Origin of the sequence: Rhizobium sophoriradicis, from assembly GCF_025200795.1 — a bacterium.
In the GTDB taxonomy this organism is placed as follows: Bacteria; Pseudomonadota; Alphaproteobacteria; order Rhizobiales; family Rhizobiaceae; genus Rhizobium; species Rhizobium sophoriradicis.
In genome coordinates this window covers 1956570-1969919 of the sequence record NZ_CP104152.1, presented here as the reverse complement: position 1 = coordinate 1969919, position 13350 = coordinate 1956570, and the positions used below count along the sequence as shown (strand labels likewise).

Annotated in this window: 15 protein-coding genes and 1 tRNA gene; 5 read left to right on the top strand and 11 right to left on the bottom strand. The window is 61.3% G+C overall.

Features of this window, described 5'->3' with window-relative positions; genetic code table 11:
- The first annotated feature begins 8 nt into the window (after positions 1-8).
- The 4 genes from N2597_RS09920 (at position 9) to N2597_RS09905 (ending at position 3532) form a co-directional block, all read left to right on the top strand.
- On the top strand, positions 9-794 hold the full coding sequence (locus tag N2597_RS09920) for an ATP12 family chaperone protein (protein ID WP_183597702.1): 786 nt from the start codon (positions 9-11) through the stop codon (positions 792-794).
- Positions 795-861: 67 nt separating this feature from the next.
- Positions 862-1329, top strand: a complete 468-nt coding sequence (locus N2597_RS09915) for a calponin homology domain-containing protein (RefSeq protein WP_096769538.1) — start codon at positions 862-864, stop codon at positions 1327-1329.
- 138 nt (positions 1330-1467) lie between these two features.
- Complete coding sequence (locus N2597_RS09910; RefSeq protein ID WP_038689138.1) at positions 1468-3000, top strand: acyl-CoA carboxylase subunit beta; 1533 nt, start codon at positions 1468-1470, stop codon at positions 2998-3000.
- Between the two features lie 139 nt (positions 3001-3139).
- The gene (locus tag N2597_RS09905; protein ID WP_010060625.1) at positions 3140-3532 is read left to right on the top strand and encodes a DoxX family protein; all 393 of its coding nucleotides are present in this window, start codon (positions 3140-3142) and stop codon (positions 3530-3532) included.
- A 45-nt stretch (positions 3533-3577) separates the two neighbouring features.
- Here N2597_RS09905 and sugE read toward each other — a convergent pair whose 3' ends face one another.
- From sugE to lipB, 8 genes are all read right to left on the bottom strand, one after another.
- Positions 3578-3892: a quaternary ammonium compound efflux SMR transporter SugE gene (gene sugE, locus N2597_RS09900; protein WP_009991822.1), complete on the bottom strand. Its 315-nt coding sequence runs from the start codon at positions 3890-3892 to the stop codon at positions 3578-3580.
- Between the two features lie 156 nt (positions 3893-4048).
- Positions 4049-4516, bottom strand: coding sequence for a YaiI/YqxD family protein (locus N2597_RS09895; protein WP_183597704.1), 468 nt, complete (start codon positions 4514-4516; stop codon positions 4049-4051).
- Positions 4513-4998 (bottom strand): GNAT family N-acetyltransferase, encoded by a 486-nt coding sequence (locus tag N2597_RS09890; RefSeq protein WP_183597706.1) that lies wholly within the window; start codon positions 4996-4998, stop codon positions 4513-4515. The genes N2597_RS09895 and N2597_RS09890 overlap by 4 nt, the downstream gene beginning before the upstream one ends.
- Positions 4998-6125 carry an S-(hydroxymethyl)glutathione dehydrogenase/class III alcohol dehydrogenase gene (locus N2597_RS09885; protein ID WP_183597708.1) on the bottom strand — a complete coding sequence of 376 codons (1128 nt, stop codon included), beginning with the start codon at positions 6123-6125 and terminating at the stop codon, positions 4998-5000. Before N2597_RS09885 ends, N2597_RS09890 begins: the two co-directional genes overlap by 1 nt.
- 90 nt (positions 6126-6215) lie before the next feature.
- Complete coding sequence (locus N2597_RS09880) at positions 6216-8225, bottom strand: acetyl-CoA carboxylase biotin carboxylase subunit (protein ID WP_183597710.1); 2010 nt, start codon at positions 8223-8225, stop codon at positions 6216-6218.
- 75 nt (positions 8226-8300) lie between these two features.
- The gene (locus N2597_RS09875) at positions 8301-9005 is read right to left on the bottom strand and encodes a hypothetical protein (RefSeq protein WP_096764974.1); all 705 of its coding nucleotides are present in this window, start codon (positions 9003-9005) and stop codon (positions 8301-8303) included.
- A 108-nt stretch (positions 9006-9113) separates the two neighbouring features.
- Positions 9114-10022, bottom strand: a complete 909-nt coding sequence (locus N2597_RS09870; protein ID WP_096764973.1) for a DMT family transporter — start codon at positions 10020-10022, stop codon at positions 9114-9116.
- 79 nt (positions 10023-10101) lie between these two features.
- Complete coding sequence (gene lipB / locus N2597_RS09865; protein ID WP_096764972.1) at positions 10102-10821, bottom strand: lipoyl(octanoyl) transferase LipB; 720 nt, start codon at positions 10819-10821, stop codon at positions 10102-10104.
- A 182-nt stretch (positions 10822-11003) separates the two neighbouring features.
- On the opposite strand from lipB, the gene N2597_RS09860 reads away from it, so the two are divergent.
- A tRNA-Leu gene (locus N2597_RS09860) sits at positions 11004-11088 on the top strand.
- A gap of 300 nt (positions 11089-11388) precedes the next feature.
- On the opposite strand, the gene N2597_RS09855 is transcribed toward N2597_RS09860, so the two are convergent.
- The 3 genes from N2597_RS09855 to N2597_RS09845 all read right to left on the bottom strand — a co-directional run bounded on the left by N2597_RS09855 (position 11389) and on the right by N2597_RS09845 (position 13132).
- A complete protein-coding gene (locus N2597_RS09855) occupies positions 11389-11754 on the bottom strand; it encodes a hypothetical protein (RefSeq protein WP_038689127.1) in 366 nt (121 codons plus the stop codon).
- A gap of 299 nt (positions 11755-12053) precedes the next feature.
- On the bottom strand, positions 12054-12566 hold the full coding sequence (locus tag N2597_RS09850) for a BON domain-containing protein (protein WP_096764971.1): 513 nt from the start codon (positions 12564-12566) through the stop codon (positions 12054-12056).
- A 71-nt stretch (positions 12567-12637) separates the two neighbouring features.
- Complete coding sequence (locus N2597_RS09845; protein ID WP_096764978.1) at positions 12638-13132, bottom strand: peptide deformylase; 495 nt, start codon at positions 13130-13132, stop codon at positions 12638-12640.
- Positions 13133-13350 lie beyond the last annotated feature (218 nt).

The following is a 13350-nucleotide window of genomic DNA, read 5'->3' as shown; positions in this document are numbered from 1 at the left end:
GTGAGCCCATGCGTGATCTGCTGAACGATCTTTCCGAAGGCCTGAGCCATCCCGATCCCATCCGCCGGGCGCAAATTCAGATGAAGAAACCGCTGCCGAAGCGCTTCTATGCCGAGGTCGCCGTTGCCCAACATGAGGGTGGTTTTGCGATCACGCTCGACGGCAAGATGGTGCGCACGCCGGCGCGGCAGGTTCTCGCTGTGCCGACCGAAGCGCTCGCGCAGCTTGTCGCCGCCGAATGGCAAGCCCAAGGCCAGGAGATCGATCCCGTGACCATGCCAGTGACGCGGCTCGTCAACACCGCGCTCGACGGCGTGGCCACCAATGCGCAGGCGATCTTCGAAGACATCCTGCGCTTTTCCTCGAGCGACCTCCTCTGCTACCGCGCGGACGGCCCCGAACTGCTGGTCGAGCGCCAGAGGGAGCGCTGGGATCCGGTAATCGACTGGGCCGCAAATGATCTGGGCGCCCGCTTCATCCTCATAGAAGGGGTGATGCACCATGAACAGCCGCGCGAGGCGACCGCAGCCTTTGCCATCACGCTGGCGCGGCATCAGAGCCCGATGGCGCTCGCCGCGCTCCACACCATCACGACGCTGACCGGCTCGGCGATCCTTGCGCTCGCCTTCGCCGAGCGCCGGCTGACGGTGGAAGAGGTGTGGTCGCTTGCTCATCTCGACGAGGACTGGACGATCGAGCATTGGGGGCGCGACGAGGACGCCGAGGAGCGCCGCGCCAAGCGCTTTGTCGAGTTCAAGGCGGCCGCGGATGTTTTTTTCGCCCTAAGCGCCTGAAACATATTGCCTTCCCGGACATTATGACGAAATCTGCGACTCCAACGGGGCGGTGCGGGATTTTGTGATGAATTGGCTGAGGTCGTGTTTTTGCCGGGCCGTACTCGTCTGTATTGCGCTCACGAACTGCGCCAGCCTTTTGGGTCCGAAGCCTGCGGCGCCGCTCTACGATGTGCGCAGCGCTGTCGTTCTCTCCGGGCCGAACATGCCGGCCGAGCTGCTCTCCGGCATCAACGACCGCGTCAATGCCGCGATCAACGCCACCGTGCGTGATACCGCGCTGCCGCGGGTTGTACTGACGATTCGCGTGATATCCATCCAGAAAGGCCTCGGTTTCCAGAAGGACCGCAACGTCGCCAAGATCAGCGTCGACGCGGCTTCGGTGGAGGATGGGTCGGTGATCGCTGTCAGCGCCTTTGACGTGACCAGCATGGCCGCCGATCCCAAGCTTGCCGACGAAATCATCGCCGAGGATGTGGCAGCCAGGATACGCTCGGTTTTCTCGCTCAGCGGTCGTAGTGCTAGAACAGGATGATTTTAGGCCCGGTCGGACGTAAATCTGAATCCTGTTCTAGATTAGTGAGTTAGAGCATGGTGTCCTCCGGAAACCGCTCACACTTTTCGGCATCATGCTTTAGGGCATATCGAACACGCAGGCGGTGAGGGAAATCGCATGAAGGAAATTCTCGAAGAACTGGAACGCCGCCGCGGCATCGCTCGCCTTGGCGGCGGCAAGGCACGTATCGAGGCTCAGCATAAGCGCGGCAAGCTGACGGCGCGCGAGCGTATCGACCTTTTCCTCGACGAAGGCTCCTTCGAGGAGTTCGACATGTTCGTCGAACATCGCTCCACCGATTTCGGTATGGACAAGAGCCGTATTGCGGGCGACGGCGTCGTGACCGGCTGGGGCACGGTCAATGGCCGCACGGTCTTCGTCTTCGCCAAAGACTTCACCGTCTTCGGCGGCTCGCTTTCGGAAGCGCATGCCGAGAAGATCATGAAGGTGCAGGACATGGCGCTGAAGAACCGCGCGCCGATCGTCGGCATCTATGACGCGGGCGGCGCCCGCATTCAGGAAGGTGTCGCCGCGCTCGGCGGTTATGCCGAAGTCTTCCAGCGCAATGTGCTCGCCTCGGGCGTCATCCCGCAGATCTCGGTGATCATGGGCCCCTGCGCCGGCGGCGACGTCTATTCGCCGGCCATGACCGATTTCATTTTCATGGTGCGCGATACCTCCTACATGTTCGTCACCGGCCCCGATGTGGTGAAAACCGTCACCAACGAGACGGTAACCGCTGAGGAACTCGGTGGCGCCGTGGTGCATACCACGCGCTCTTCGATTGCCGACGGCGCCTATGACAATGATGTCGAAACGCTCTTACAGGTGCGCCGGTTGATCGATTTCCTGCCGCTTTCGAACACCGCGCCGCTGCCCGAGATCGAATGTTACCAGTCGGTGACGGAGACCGACGTCTCGCTCGACACGCTGGTGCCGGCGAGCGCCAACAGGCCTTATGACATCAAGGAGCTGATCCGGAAGGTGGCGGACGAGGGGGATTTCTTCGAGATCCAGGCGAGCTTTGCCGGCAACATCGTCTGCGGCTTCGGCCGCATCGAAGGTTCCACCGTCGGTTTCGTCGCCAACCAGCCGATGGTGTTGGCCGGCGTGCTCGACAGCGACGCCTCGCGTAAGGCCGCCCGCTTCGTGCGCTTCTGCGACTGTTTCAACATTCCGATCGTCACCTTCGTCGACGTGCCGGGCTTTCTGCCGGGCACCGCACAGGAATATGGCGGGCTCATCAAGCATGGCGCCAAGCTGCTCTTTGCCTATGCCGAGGCGACGGTGCCGAAGCTCACCGTCATCACCCGCAAGGCTTTCGGCGGCGCTTATGATGTGATGGCGTCGAAGCATCTGCGTGGCGACTTGAACTATGCCTGGCCGACGGCGCAGATCGCCGTGATGGGCGCCAAGGGCGCGGTCGAGATCATCTTCCGCAAGGATATCGCCGATCCGGAAAAGATCGCCGCCCATACGAAAATGTACGAGGACCGGTTCCTGTCCCCCTTCGTCGCCGCCGAACGCGGTTATGTCGATGAGGTGATCATGCCGCATTCGACCCGGCGGCGGCTGGCGCGCGGGCTGAAGATGCTGCGCAACAAGGATCTCGCCAATCCCTGGAAGAAACACGACAACATTCCGCTCTGAGATTTTTCACCGAATAAAGGCGCACGGCCGGGTGTTTACCCGCTGTCGAAAAAGTGAACGGCCGTCAACGATCCGTGTGTTCAATCCTTGCGGGGGACAAGCTAACGCTCGGCTGCATTGTTTCAAATGGAGAGGTTTTATGTCAACTTTCGAGCGTCTTTCCGCCTATCGCCCCTATGGGCTGGCCGCTCTCAGAATCATCACCGCGCTGCTGTTCATCGAACACGGCACGATGAAGCTTTTCGGCTTTCCAGCTTCGCAGATGTCTGGCCCGCTTCCGCCGCTGATGCTCTTCGCGGCTCTTCTCGAGCTCGTCGGTGGCATCCTCATTCTCGTCGGCCTGCTGACCCGTCCCGTCGCCTTCCTGCTGGCCGGCCAAATGGCCGTCGCCTATTTCATGGCGCATGCTCCGAACAGCTTCTTCCCGGCCGTCAACCAGGGCGACGCTGCCATCCTGTTCTGCTTCGTCTTCCTCTACCTGTTCTTCTCCGGTCCCGGCGCTTTTGCTGTCGATAACCGCAAGCTAGCCTGATGATAGGCTGCGGGGCATTGCGGTGCCCCGCAGCGTTTTGTTTATTTAGGCAGTGAGCTTGAGACCGGCGATGCCGCCGACGATCAGCGTGATACAGGCAAGACGGGAGACACTTGCCTCATCGCCGAGCAGCCAGATGCCGAGCAGCACGGTGCCGACCGTGCCGATGCCGGTCCAGACCGCATAGGCAGTGCCGATCGGCAGATGCTTCACCGCCAGGCCGAGCAGCACCACGCTGACGACCATGGATATGACCGTCAACGCTGTCGGCAACGGCCGCGTGAAGCCATCGGTATATTTGAGGCCGATCGCCCAACCACATTCGAAAAGACCGGCAAGAAAAAGCAGAAACCAGGCCATGCGACTCTCCTTGTCAAGAGCGAGGCCGTCCCCGCGACGTTGCATCCGTCAGGATGCCGCAGTCGTCTGCGATAGCGTCTATATGCGTGAGGGGACGGATGCATTCAAGGTGGGAATCCGCATGGCAGCCATGCCACCCGTTTCATGCGGGTGTGATCAGGGCTTCCCGCCAGCCTCGGCGGAAAGGCTCTTGGCGCGGCGGCAGAGGCGGTCGAAGGTTTCGAGGAAACGTGAGCGATCTTTCGGGCTGAAGGCGGCGTTATAGCCCTTGCTCTCGCCGGTTTCGCGCAAATGCGCGCCGAGATCGCGCATGGCGCTCGCCATGCCAATATTGGTCTCGTCGAAGACACGGCCGGTCGGGCCGCTGACGAAGGAGCCTGTGGCGACGCAGCGCACGGCGAGCGGCACGTCGGCGGTGACGACGACATCGCCCGCTCCGGCGCGCTCGGCGATCCAGTTGTCGGCGGCATCGAACGCGCTGGAAACGATGACGTTGTGGATCATCGGATCGCGCGATGGGCGCAGGCCGGAATTGGCGACGAAGGTGACTTCGAGGCCGAGACGTTCGGCGACCTTCATGATCTCCGGCTTCACCGGGCAGGCATCGGCGTCGACATAGATCATGACAATATCCTTGCCGGCTGGATGGCTGGCTGGCGGACCATATCGATATGGGGAATGCCGTCTTCCAGATATTCCTCCGACGCCACGACGAAACCGAAGCCTTCGTAGAATCGGCGCAGGTGAGCCTGCGCCGACAAGGCGATGGGGTTTGCCGGAAAAAGCCGTACGCAAGCAGAGATCGCTTCGCTCATCAATGCATCGCCCAGCCGCTTTCCGCGATGGGCCGGCGAGACGACGACGCGACCGATCTTTGACGGATCATGCGGCTCATGCGGTTTCAGGATCCGCGCCGAAGCCAGGAGTTCGCCGCTCTGCAGCAGCCTTAGGTGCAGGGCGTCGATGTCCTTGCCGTCGAGTTCCGGATAGGGGCAGTTCTGCTCGACGACGAAGACATCAACGCGCATTTTCAAGAGTTCGTAGAGCTCCCGCGCGAGGAGCTCATCGACGTTCTTGAGGACGGCGGTGTAGGTCGTCGCAGCCATCAATAAACAACCACGCCGCGGATGCTTTCACCCTTGTGCATCATCTCGAAGCCCTTGTTGATGTCCTCGAGCGGCATGGTGTGGGTGATCATCGGGTCGATCTGGATCTTGCCCTGCATGTACCAGTCGACGATTTTGGGAACATCGGTGCGGCCGCGCGCGCCGCCGAAGGCGGTGCCCATCCAGTTGCGGCCGGTGACCAGCTGGAACGGCCGGGTGGAAATCTCCTGGCCGGCGCCGGCAACGCCGATGATGATCGACTTGCCCCAGCCGCGGTGGGATGCTTCCAGCGCCTGGCGCATCACCTTGGTGTTGCCGGTGCAGTCGAAGGTGTAGTCGGCGCCGCCGATCAGGTCGCCATTGCGCTTGGTCATGTTGACGAGATAGGGCACGATGTCGTCGCCGACCTCCTTCGGATTGACGAAATGCGTCATGCCGAACTTTTCGCCCCAGGCCTTGCGGTCAGGGTTGATGTCGACGCCGATGATCATGTCGGCACCGGCGAGCCGCAAGCCCTGCAGCACGTTGAGGCCGATGCCGCCGAGGCCGAAGACGATCGCGGTTGAACCGATCTCGACCTTGGCGGTATTGATCACCGCGCCGATGCCTGTCGTGACGCCGCAGCCGATGTAGCAGATCTTGTCGAAGGGGGCGTCGGGATTGACCTTGGCAAGGGCAATCTCCGGCAGCACGGTGTAATTGGCGAAGGTCGAGCAGCCCATATAATGATGGATCTTGTCCTTGCCGATCGAAAAGCGCGAAGTACCGTCAGGCATCACGCCCTGGCCCTGGGTCGAGCGGATGGCGGTGCAGAGATTGGTCTTGAGGGAAAGGCAAGAGTAGCATTCGCGGCATTCCGGCGTGTAGAGCGGAATGACGTGGTCGCCCTTCTTGACCGAGGTGACACCGGGGCCGACATCGACGACGATGCCGGCACCCTCATGGCCGAGGATCGCCGGGAACAGGCCTTCGGGATCGGCGCCGGACAGGGTGAAGTCGTCGGTGTGGCAGATGCCGGTCGCCTTGACCTCGACCAGCACTTCGCCGGCCTTCGGGCCGTCGAGCTGTACGGTCATCACTTCGAGCGGTTTTCCGGCCTGAACGGCTACGGCGGCGCGAACGTCCATTTGATATCTCCCTGACAATGTTACTGGGGCGGAGCTTGGCATGGTCGGCGCGCCGCGCTCAAGCGAAAACGGCCGGCCGCGGGCTTTCTCTCAGGCGAATTCCATGATCACGGCATCGACGGCCAGGCTTTCGCCAGCCGCGGCATTGATCTTCGAAACGACGAGATCGCGCTCGGCGCGCAAGACATTCTCCATCTTCATCGCCTCGACGATCGCAAGCGTCTCACCGGCCTTGACCTCCTGGCCTTCGGCGACCGCAATGGACACTACGAGACCTGGCATCGGGCAGAGTAGAAGCTTGGATGTATCGGGCGGCAGCTTTACCGGCATCAGCCTGTCGAGTTCGGCATGGCGCGGCGAAAAGACCTTGGCGATAACGGACAGTCCCTGCCAGTCGATGCGCAGGCCGTTGAGAACGGGACGGATCTGGGCAGTAATATCCCGGCCGCCGACCTTGCCGCTCCAGACCGGATCACCCGGTCTCCAATCGGTGACAACGCTCCGGTTTTCGCCCTCTATCGCCATGTCCATATCGAAGGGGATGGTGACGAGGCCGTCGAGCAAGCTGACATCGACGTAGTCTTCGCCTGTTTTAACCACCCAATGCTCACGCAGCGGGCCGGATGCGGCGCGCAGGCGATCGGCAAAACCGTCGCGGCGGTTCGTTTCGATGAGCGAAGCCGACAGCGCGATCGCGGCAAGCGTGGTCTCCTCGTGCCTGTCCGGCTTCGTCGGCGCGAAGCCGTCAGGATATTCCTCGGCGATGAAACCGGTGGAAAGCCGACCCTCGCGCCAGCGCGGATGTTTCATCAGCGCCGACAGAAAGGGGACATTGTGTTCGATGCCGTCGACGACGAAACCGTCGAGCGCCCGGCCCATGGCGTCAATCGCCTCGCCGCGCGTCGGCGCCCAGGTGCAGAGCTTGGCGATCATCGGGTCGTAATACATCGAGATCTCCGCACCCTCGAAGACGCCGGTATCGTTGCGGATGGCGACGTTGCCGCTTCGGCCTTCCGCCGGCGGGCGGTAACGCGTCAGCCGGCCGATCGAAGGCAGGAAGTTGCGGTAGGGATCTTCGGCATAGAGCCGGCTTTCGATCGCCCAGCCATCGAGGCTGACATCCTCCTGGCCGAAGCTGAGCGGCTCCCCGGCCGCGACGCGAATCATTTGTTCGACGAGGTCGATGCCGGTGACGAGCTCGGTGACGGGGTGCTCGACCTGCAGGCGGGTGTTCATTTCGAGGAAGTAGAAGTTGCGGTCGCGGTCGACGATGAATTCGACGGTGCCGGCGCTCTGGTATTCGACGGCCTTGGCCAGCGCAACCGACTGTTCGCCCATGGCCTTGCGGGTGTTTTCGTCGAGGAAAGGCGAGGGTGCCTCTTCGGCCACCTTCTGGTTGCGCCGTTGGATCGAGCATTCGCGCTCGCCAAGGTAGACGACATTGCCATGGGCGTCGGCCAGCACCTGGATCTCGATATGGCGCGGCTCGACGACGTACTTCTCGATGAAGACGCGGTCGTCCCCGAAGGAGCTTTTCGCCTCCGAGCGGGCGCGCTCGAAGCCGTCGCGGACTTCGGCCTTGTTCCAGGCGATGCGCATGCCCTTGCCGCCACCGCCGGCCGACGCCTTGATCATGACGGGATAGCCAATGCCGCCGGCGATCGTTTCCGCATGGGCGGCATCCTCGATGACGCCGAGATGGCCGGGCACGGTGGAGACGCCGGCGGCATTGGCGAATTTCTTCGATTCGATCTTGTCGCCCATCGCCATGATCGCCTTCGGCTTCGGGCCAATGAAGACGATGCCCTGCTTTTCCAATTCGGCACAGAAGGAGGCGCGCTCGGAAAGAAAGCCGTAACCGGGATGAACCGCCTCGGCGCCGGTCGCCTTGCAGGCGGCGATGATCTTCTCGGCGACCAGATAACTTTCCGAGGCCGCAGCGGGGCCGATATGCACGGCCTCGTCGGCCATCTCGACATGCAGCGCATCCCGATCCGCATCCGAATAGACCGCGACGGTCGAAATGCCCATGCGGCGCGCGGTCTTGATCACGCGGCAGGCAATCTCGCCGCGATTCGCGATCAGGATTTTCTTGAACATCGAGACTCCACCCAGAAATGCGTTCCGGAGTTTTACGCATAAAACACCGGAACGCACAATCGGGCTTGAGAAAGCTCAGGCGACGGCGGCTTGGGCTACCGGTTCTTCGTCGACGATGCGAAGCCAGCGGCTGCGGCGCGGCTCGAAACGATCGAGCAGTTCGACGGCAGCCATGATGCCGGCCCAGTGCGGATGGTTGGCAGCCGGCAGGGTTGCCTGCTCGATCTGCTGGAAGACGCCATATTCGGCCGGAGCCACGGCGATGACGCCGCCTGCGGCAATGCTTCTGAAGATGCGCATCGTAAAATCGACGTCCTGGCGGGTGATGCTCCTTCGGTCGACGGCGCGTGACTGCTTGTAGCCGCCGATGCCGTCGGTGATCGCCAGGCGAAGCTGGTCGAGGGCAAGCGCTCGCAGTTCACCCGGGACATCGGCCGAAAGCTCCATGATGTGGAGAATGAGCTCGAGCTCCAGCGCCGAGTTGACGACGCCATCGGTGGTGAACATGCGCATGATCCAGGCAACGTTGATGTCATCCAACGAGCCCTGCGGATGGGTGTGGTTGACGATGAAACCGGCGAGCTGCTCCACGAAAAAAGCGTTCCATTCGGCACATTTTTCAGGACAGGAATTGTTGAGCGCCAACATCGCCCCGACATCCTGGGATGTCCGGATCCCCTCGGGAAAGGCATGTTTGCGCAACAATACGATATCTTCGGCCGTCAGCCGATGCTTGCCGGCCACGACACAGGCCGGAAAAGCGAGACGGAATTCGCTCATGTTTTAACTCCAGGCTTCATCATGAAGCCGGAGACAGTTTTATCGCCTGCGAATTGACGATCCCTCAAGAAGAGGCGTTAACCTGACATTCCCGAAATCATTAGGACTTTAGCGATTGTGCTGCTGCCGCTCGCGCCAGATGATGAAAAGGCCCGATGCAACGATGATGAAGATGCCGATCCACTTGGAAAAACTCGGGAAATCGTTGAACAACGCATAGCCGAGCACCGTGGCCGAGATGATCTCGAAATATTGGAACGGCGCAAGCAGCGATAGCGGCGCAAGCCGGAAAGCCCGGACCACCAGCATATGCGCATATCCGGAGATCGAGCCAAGGGCGAGAAGCAGCGCGAGACCGAGACCGGAGGCGGGCAGGGAGATGGCGAAATCCTCGCTGCCGGCGCCGCTGCCGGCGAGAAGGGCGGCGGCCATGAAGACCGTCCCGCCAATGCCCGCCATCGTCTGCATGGTGAGCGGCGAATCGGCCTCGCCGATTGCGCGATTGAGGAAAAGATAGAGCGAGAACAGAAAGGCGCAGGCGACCGGCAGCAGCGCCTTGAGGCCGAAAATCTCGTAACTGGGCTGAATGACGATCATCGCGCCGCCGAAACCGACCGCGATCGCCATCCAGCGCCGCCAGCCGACCTTCTCTCCAAGGAATACAGCCGACATGGCGGTCAGCATGAAGGGCTCGACGAAATAGATGGCGAAGACGTCGGCAAGCGGCATGTATTTGACGGCGACGAAGAATAGCAGGCTTGCAGCCCCATGCAGCACGCCCCGCAGAATATTCATCCATGGTCGTTTGGCCGAAAACGCCCTCAACCCGAAAAGAGCGACGAGGATCGGCAGGGTGCAGGCGATCTGAAAAAAGAATCGGTAGAATGTCACCTGGCCCGGCGACATCGCCTCGAAGGTGGCCATGTATTTGGCGATGGCGTCCATGGTCGGCAGGATGAACATGGCGCCGGACATGATGGCCATGCCCTGCAGGGAGTTTTGATGGGGCTCTGACATTGGCGGCCGATTCTTTCGGGGACGGCGCCCATCATCACGGGAAAGCCAGGCAAATCAAGCCGTCAAACCTCGCAAGCGGTCAGGGCGCGTTCACTGTCTCGCCAAAAACCGTCTCGAAAGCGGCGCGCAGGCTGATGTCGACATCCGCCATCATGACAGGCAGGCCGAGGTCGACGAGGCTGGTCACGCCATAGGCCGATATCCCGCAGGGCACGATGCCGCTGAAATGATCGAGGTCCGGATCGACGTTCAGCGACAGGCCGTGGAAGGTCACCCATTTGCGCAAGCGGATGCCGAGGGCGGCGATCTTGTCTTCAGCCATGGTTCCGTCGGCCAGCAGCGGTTTTTCCGGGCGGCGCACCCAGACACCGACGCGATCCTCGCGCCGCTCGCCGCGCACGTTCATCATGTCGAGCGTGCGGATGACGACCTCCTCGAGGGCGGCGACGAAGGCGCGCACGTCCTGGCGGCGGCGCTTCAGGTCGAGCATGACGTAGGCGACGCGCTGGCCGGGTCCATGATAGGTATATTCGCCGCCGCGTCCCGTCGCAAAGACCGGGAAGCGATCCGGCTGGACGAGGTCGCCGGCATTGGCGCTGGTGCCGGCGGTATAGAGCGGCGGATGCTCGACGAGCCAGACAAGCTCGTCGCCGCCCTCTGCGATCGCCGCGACCTCGCGCTCCATCGCTTCCACCGCTTCCTCATAGGCGACGAGCCCGTCGGCGATGCGCCAGCGCACCGGGCGGGTATCGAGTTTGGGGAGCATGGAGAATTCGAGATCGGTGCGAAGCATGGCCATTCCTTGCCGCTTGCCCCGAAATGCCTGATAAATAGGGGCGGCAGGCAACCTATATGGACCCGTTTTCCAGCCAATTCAAATGCTGTGAAAGGTTTTCAAAAAAACTGTCATATCGCCCTTGTGCACCCCAAATGCTTTTGCTACATGCTGCCCCGCCGACGCAAATCGGCACCTACCACGATGCGGTCGTGGCGGAATTGGTAGACGCGCAGCGTTGAGGTCGCTGTGGGGCAACCCGTGGAAGTTCGAGTCTTCTCGACCGCACCATCCCCTTCAGGGAACGCTCGCCGGGCGATGATTTCGGTATAGCTTGATCACCTTTTATATGTGTGACACGGCCAGTTGGCCGTGATTGCCGCCGCGTCGGACATAAGCATCGACGACGGTGAAACACGTCGCGCTGATCTGAACCGCGACTCAAGCGAAAAGTGATCCTCGAAAGATCGCGATCTGATTTTGAGACGACGCCTTCATGACCACGACCCGTTACCGGCTCGTTCCGTTCGTTCTGAGGCGACAGAACCGGATTAAAAGGAAGGGGCCGATTTTTCGGCCCCTTCTATTGGATCAATGAGTTGCGCGGCAGGCTTCGGTGCGCGAGGCGCCGCTGTCGGCACCCTTGGTATGGGAGCCGCTCGGACCGACCATGCTGTGGCACGGCGGCAGGGGCTTGATGCTCGCGGTCGCCGTCTTGTCGACGACTGGGGTGGCCACGGCGGACGGGGCAAAGCCGTCGCTGTCATTGGTGTAATCGCTGGAATAGGCCGGGGCCTTGCGGTTGCTGTAGTGAACCGGAGCGGGCTTGGCCATCGGGCTCGGCGCAAAGCCGTCACTGTCATTGGTATAGTCGTCGGAATATGTCGGCTGGGCGAAGGCAGCGCCTGCGAGGCTGACGGCGAACAGAGATGCGGCGAGGGCAAATTTGATGCGCATGGTTTCTTCTCCTCAATCTGTTGTTGAATTCAACAACATAAACCATCCCCGGCGGATAGAGTTCGCGCTCCAATTCTGGCGAAATTGTGAACGGATTACGGCTGGCCCGCAACCTTTTGTTCAAATGAAATCACGGTCTTGTCAATGAACTTGACGTTGCCGTTACGGCAGCCGCCTAACAAAATAGCCAATCTGATCATCCGTGATCGCTACAATCGAAGATTGTTAACTTTTGGTAATGTTGAACAGAACCTAAGGGGAGGCGGCAGCGGCCTCCCGTCATGATCGTCAAGTGAGGTTCAGTCTTCGTTGGGGATGTGGGCGTCGACGCCGGTCAGCTGCAGCCTGTTGCGGACATGATGGACGCCGTCGACAGACAGCGCGCCGAGCTCGACCTTGCGGGCGATGCCGATCGTCTCCACCGAGCCTTCCAGGGTGATGACGTGGCCGTCGGCGTGGACCTCAATGCTGTTGATATCCACTTCGGGAATGTTTTCGAGAATGTCGTTTACCCGCGCTTCGAGCTCGTCGCTGTCGTCACGATCGATCGTGCCGGGGCGCAGCGTATCCTTCAGGCGGTTCTCGTTGCCGTCCTTATCCGTGCCGTCGATGCGAAAGCCTTGGTTTGGATCGCGGTCGAAATTCGCTTTTGTCTCGCCATAGGGGCGGTTGGCCGGGTCGCTGCCAGCGGTGCCGTCGGCATAGGGCCAGCCGTCGTCGAGATTGCGTTCTTCGAGGTCGCGATAATCCTCTTCACGGGAAAGCTCCGGGGACTCGCGTGAAATCGGGGTCTTGTCACCGATCCTTGCCATTATGGTCGCTCCTTGTTTCTCTGCGGGAAAACGCCGACAGGGGCGAATGGTTCGGTGTGCCGGGCGATTTGTCAGCCCTGCGTCTTCTCCCATTTCTTGACGAGGCGGTCGCGCTTCAGCCGCGAAAGCCGCTGCAGCCAGAAAATGCCGTCGAGCTGGTCGACCTCGTGCTGGATGCAAATGGCGAGGAAATCTTCGGCGGCCTCGTCGTGCATCTTGCCGTCGGCATCCCGATAGCGGAAGCGGATTGCCCGCGGACGCGTGACTTCATCGGTCGCGCCGGGCATGGAGACACTGCCCTCGGTATGGATCATCGTCTCCTGCGACTGCCAGGTGATCTCAGGATTGACATAGAGGCGCACCCCATCGGTCTTGTCCAGCTCGAGCACCGTCACACGAAGGAAGACGCCGATATGGGCGGCGGTGATGCCGACACCGGGGGCCGCGCGCATCGTCGCCAGCAGGTCGTCGGCCAGCGCGGCGAGCGAGTCATCGAAGGCCGTCACCGGGGCGCAGACAGTCTTCAGGCCCTGATGCGGATAACGCAGGATCGGACGGACGGGCATGAAGCGGGCTTCCTCTGTTTGAACGACGGGAAAACTATCGTTGGCCGCAGGCATTGTCATCAAGAAGCGCGGTTTGACGCTTTACGGCAGGGTTGCTTTGAGCTAGCAGGAGCAGAATTCCGACTGCGGGAGCTTCGCGCGGAATTTACTATCCGCTTGTTGACAATGTGTTTTCGGCCGACATTTGCGAATGCGGCGCGGTAGCCGTTGAAATTGGA

What these genes read in the sequence shown, in the direction of transcription:
- N2597_RS09850 (WP_096764971.1), bottom strand. Translation starts at nt 12,566, where the DNA reads ATGGCAAGGATCGGTGACAAGACCCCGATTTCACGCGAGTCCCCGGAG.
- N2597_RS09910 (WP_038689138.1), top strand. Translation starts at nt 1,468, where the DNA reads ATGAAGGAAATTCTCGAAGAACTGGAACGCCGCCGCGGCATCGCTCGC.
- N2597_RS09855 (WP_038689127.1), bottom strand. Translation starts at nt 11,754, where the DNA reads ATGCGCATCAAATTTGCCCTCGCCGCATCTCTGTTCGCCGTCAGCCTC.
- N2597_RS09895 (WP_183597704.1), bottom strand. Translation starts at nt 4,516, where the DNA reads ATGATCTATGTCGACGCCGATGCCTGCCCGGTGAAGCCGGAGATCATG.
- lipB (WP_096764972.1), bottom strand. Translation starts at nt 10,821, where the DNA reads ATGGCCATGCTTCGCACCGATCTCGAATTCTCCATGCTCCCCAAACTC.
- N2597_RS09920 (WP_183597702.1), top strand. Translation starts at nt 9, where the DNA reads ATGCGTGATCTGCTGAACGATCTTTCCGAAGGCCTGAGCCATCCCGAT.
- sugE (WP_009991822.1), bottom strand. Translation starts at nt 3,892, where the DNA reads ATGGCCTGGTTTCTGCTTTTTCTTGCCGGTCTTTTCGAATGTGGTTGG.
- N2597_RS09880 (WP_183597710.1), bottom strand. Translation starts at nt 8,225, where the DNA reads ATGTTCAAGAAAATCCTGATCGCGAATCGCGGCGAGATTGCCTGCCGC.
- N2597_RS09870 (WP_096764973.1), bottom strand. Translation starts at nt 10,022, where the DNA reads ATGTCAGAGCCCCATCAAAACTCCCTGCAGGGCATGGCCATCATGTCC.
- N2597_RS09885 (WP_183597708.1), bottom strand. Translation starts at nt 6,125, where the DNA reads ATGGACGTTCGCGCCGCCGTAGCCGTTCAGGCCGGAAAACCGCTCGAA.
- N2597_RS09915 (WP_096769538.1), top strand. Translation starts at nt 862, where the DNA reads ATGAATTGGCTGAGGTCGTGTTTTTGCCGGGCCGTACTCGTCTGTATT.
- N2597_RS09890 (WP_183597706.1), bottom strand. Translation starts at nt 4,998, where the DNA reads ATGGCTGCGACGACCTACACCGCCGTCCTCAAGAACGTCGATGAGCTC.
- N2597_RS09875 (WP_096764974.1), bottom strand. Translation starts at nt 9,005, where the DNA reads ATGAGCGAATTCCGTCTCGCTTTTCCGGCCTGTGTCGTGGCCGGCAAG.
- N2597_RS09905 (WP_010060625.1), top strand. Translation starts at nt 3,140, where the DNA reads ATGTCAACTTTCGAGCGTCTTTCCGCCTATCGCCCCTATGGGCTGGCC.
- N2597_RS09845 (WP_096764978.1), bottom strand. Translation starts at nt 13,132, where the DNA reads ATGCCCGTCCGTCCGATCCTGCGTTATCCGCATCAGGGCCTGAAGACT.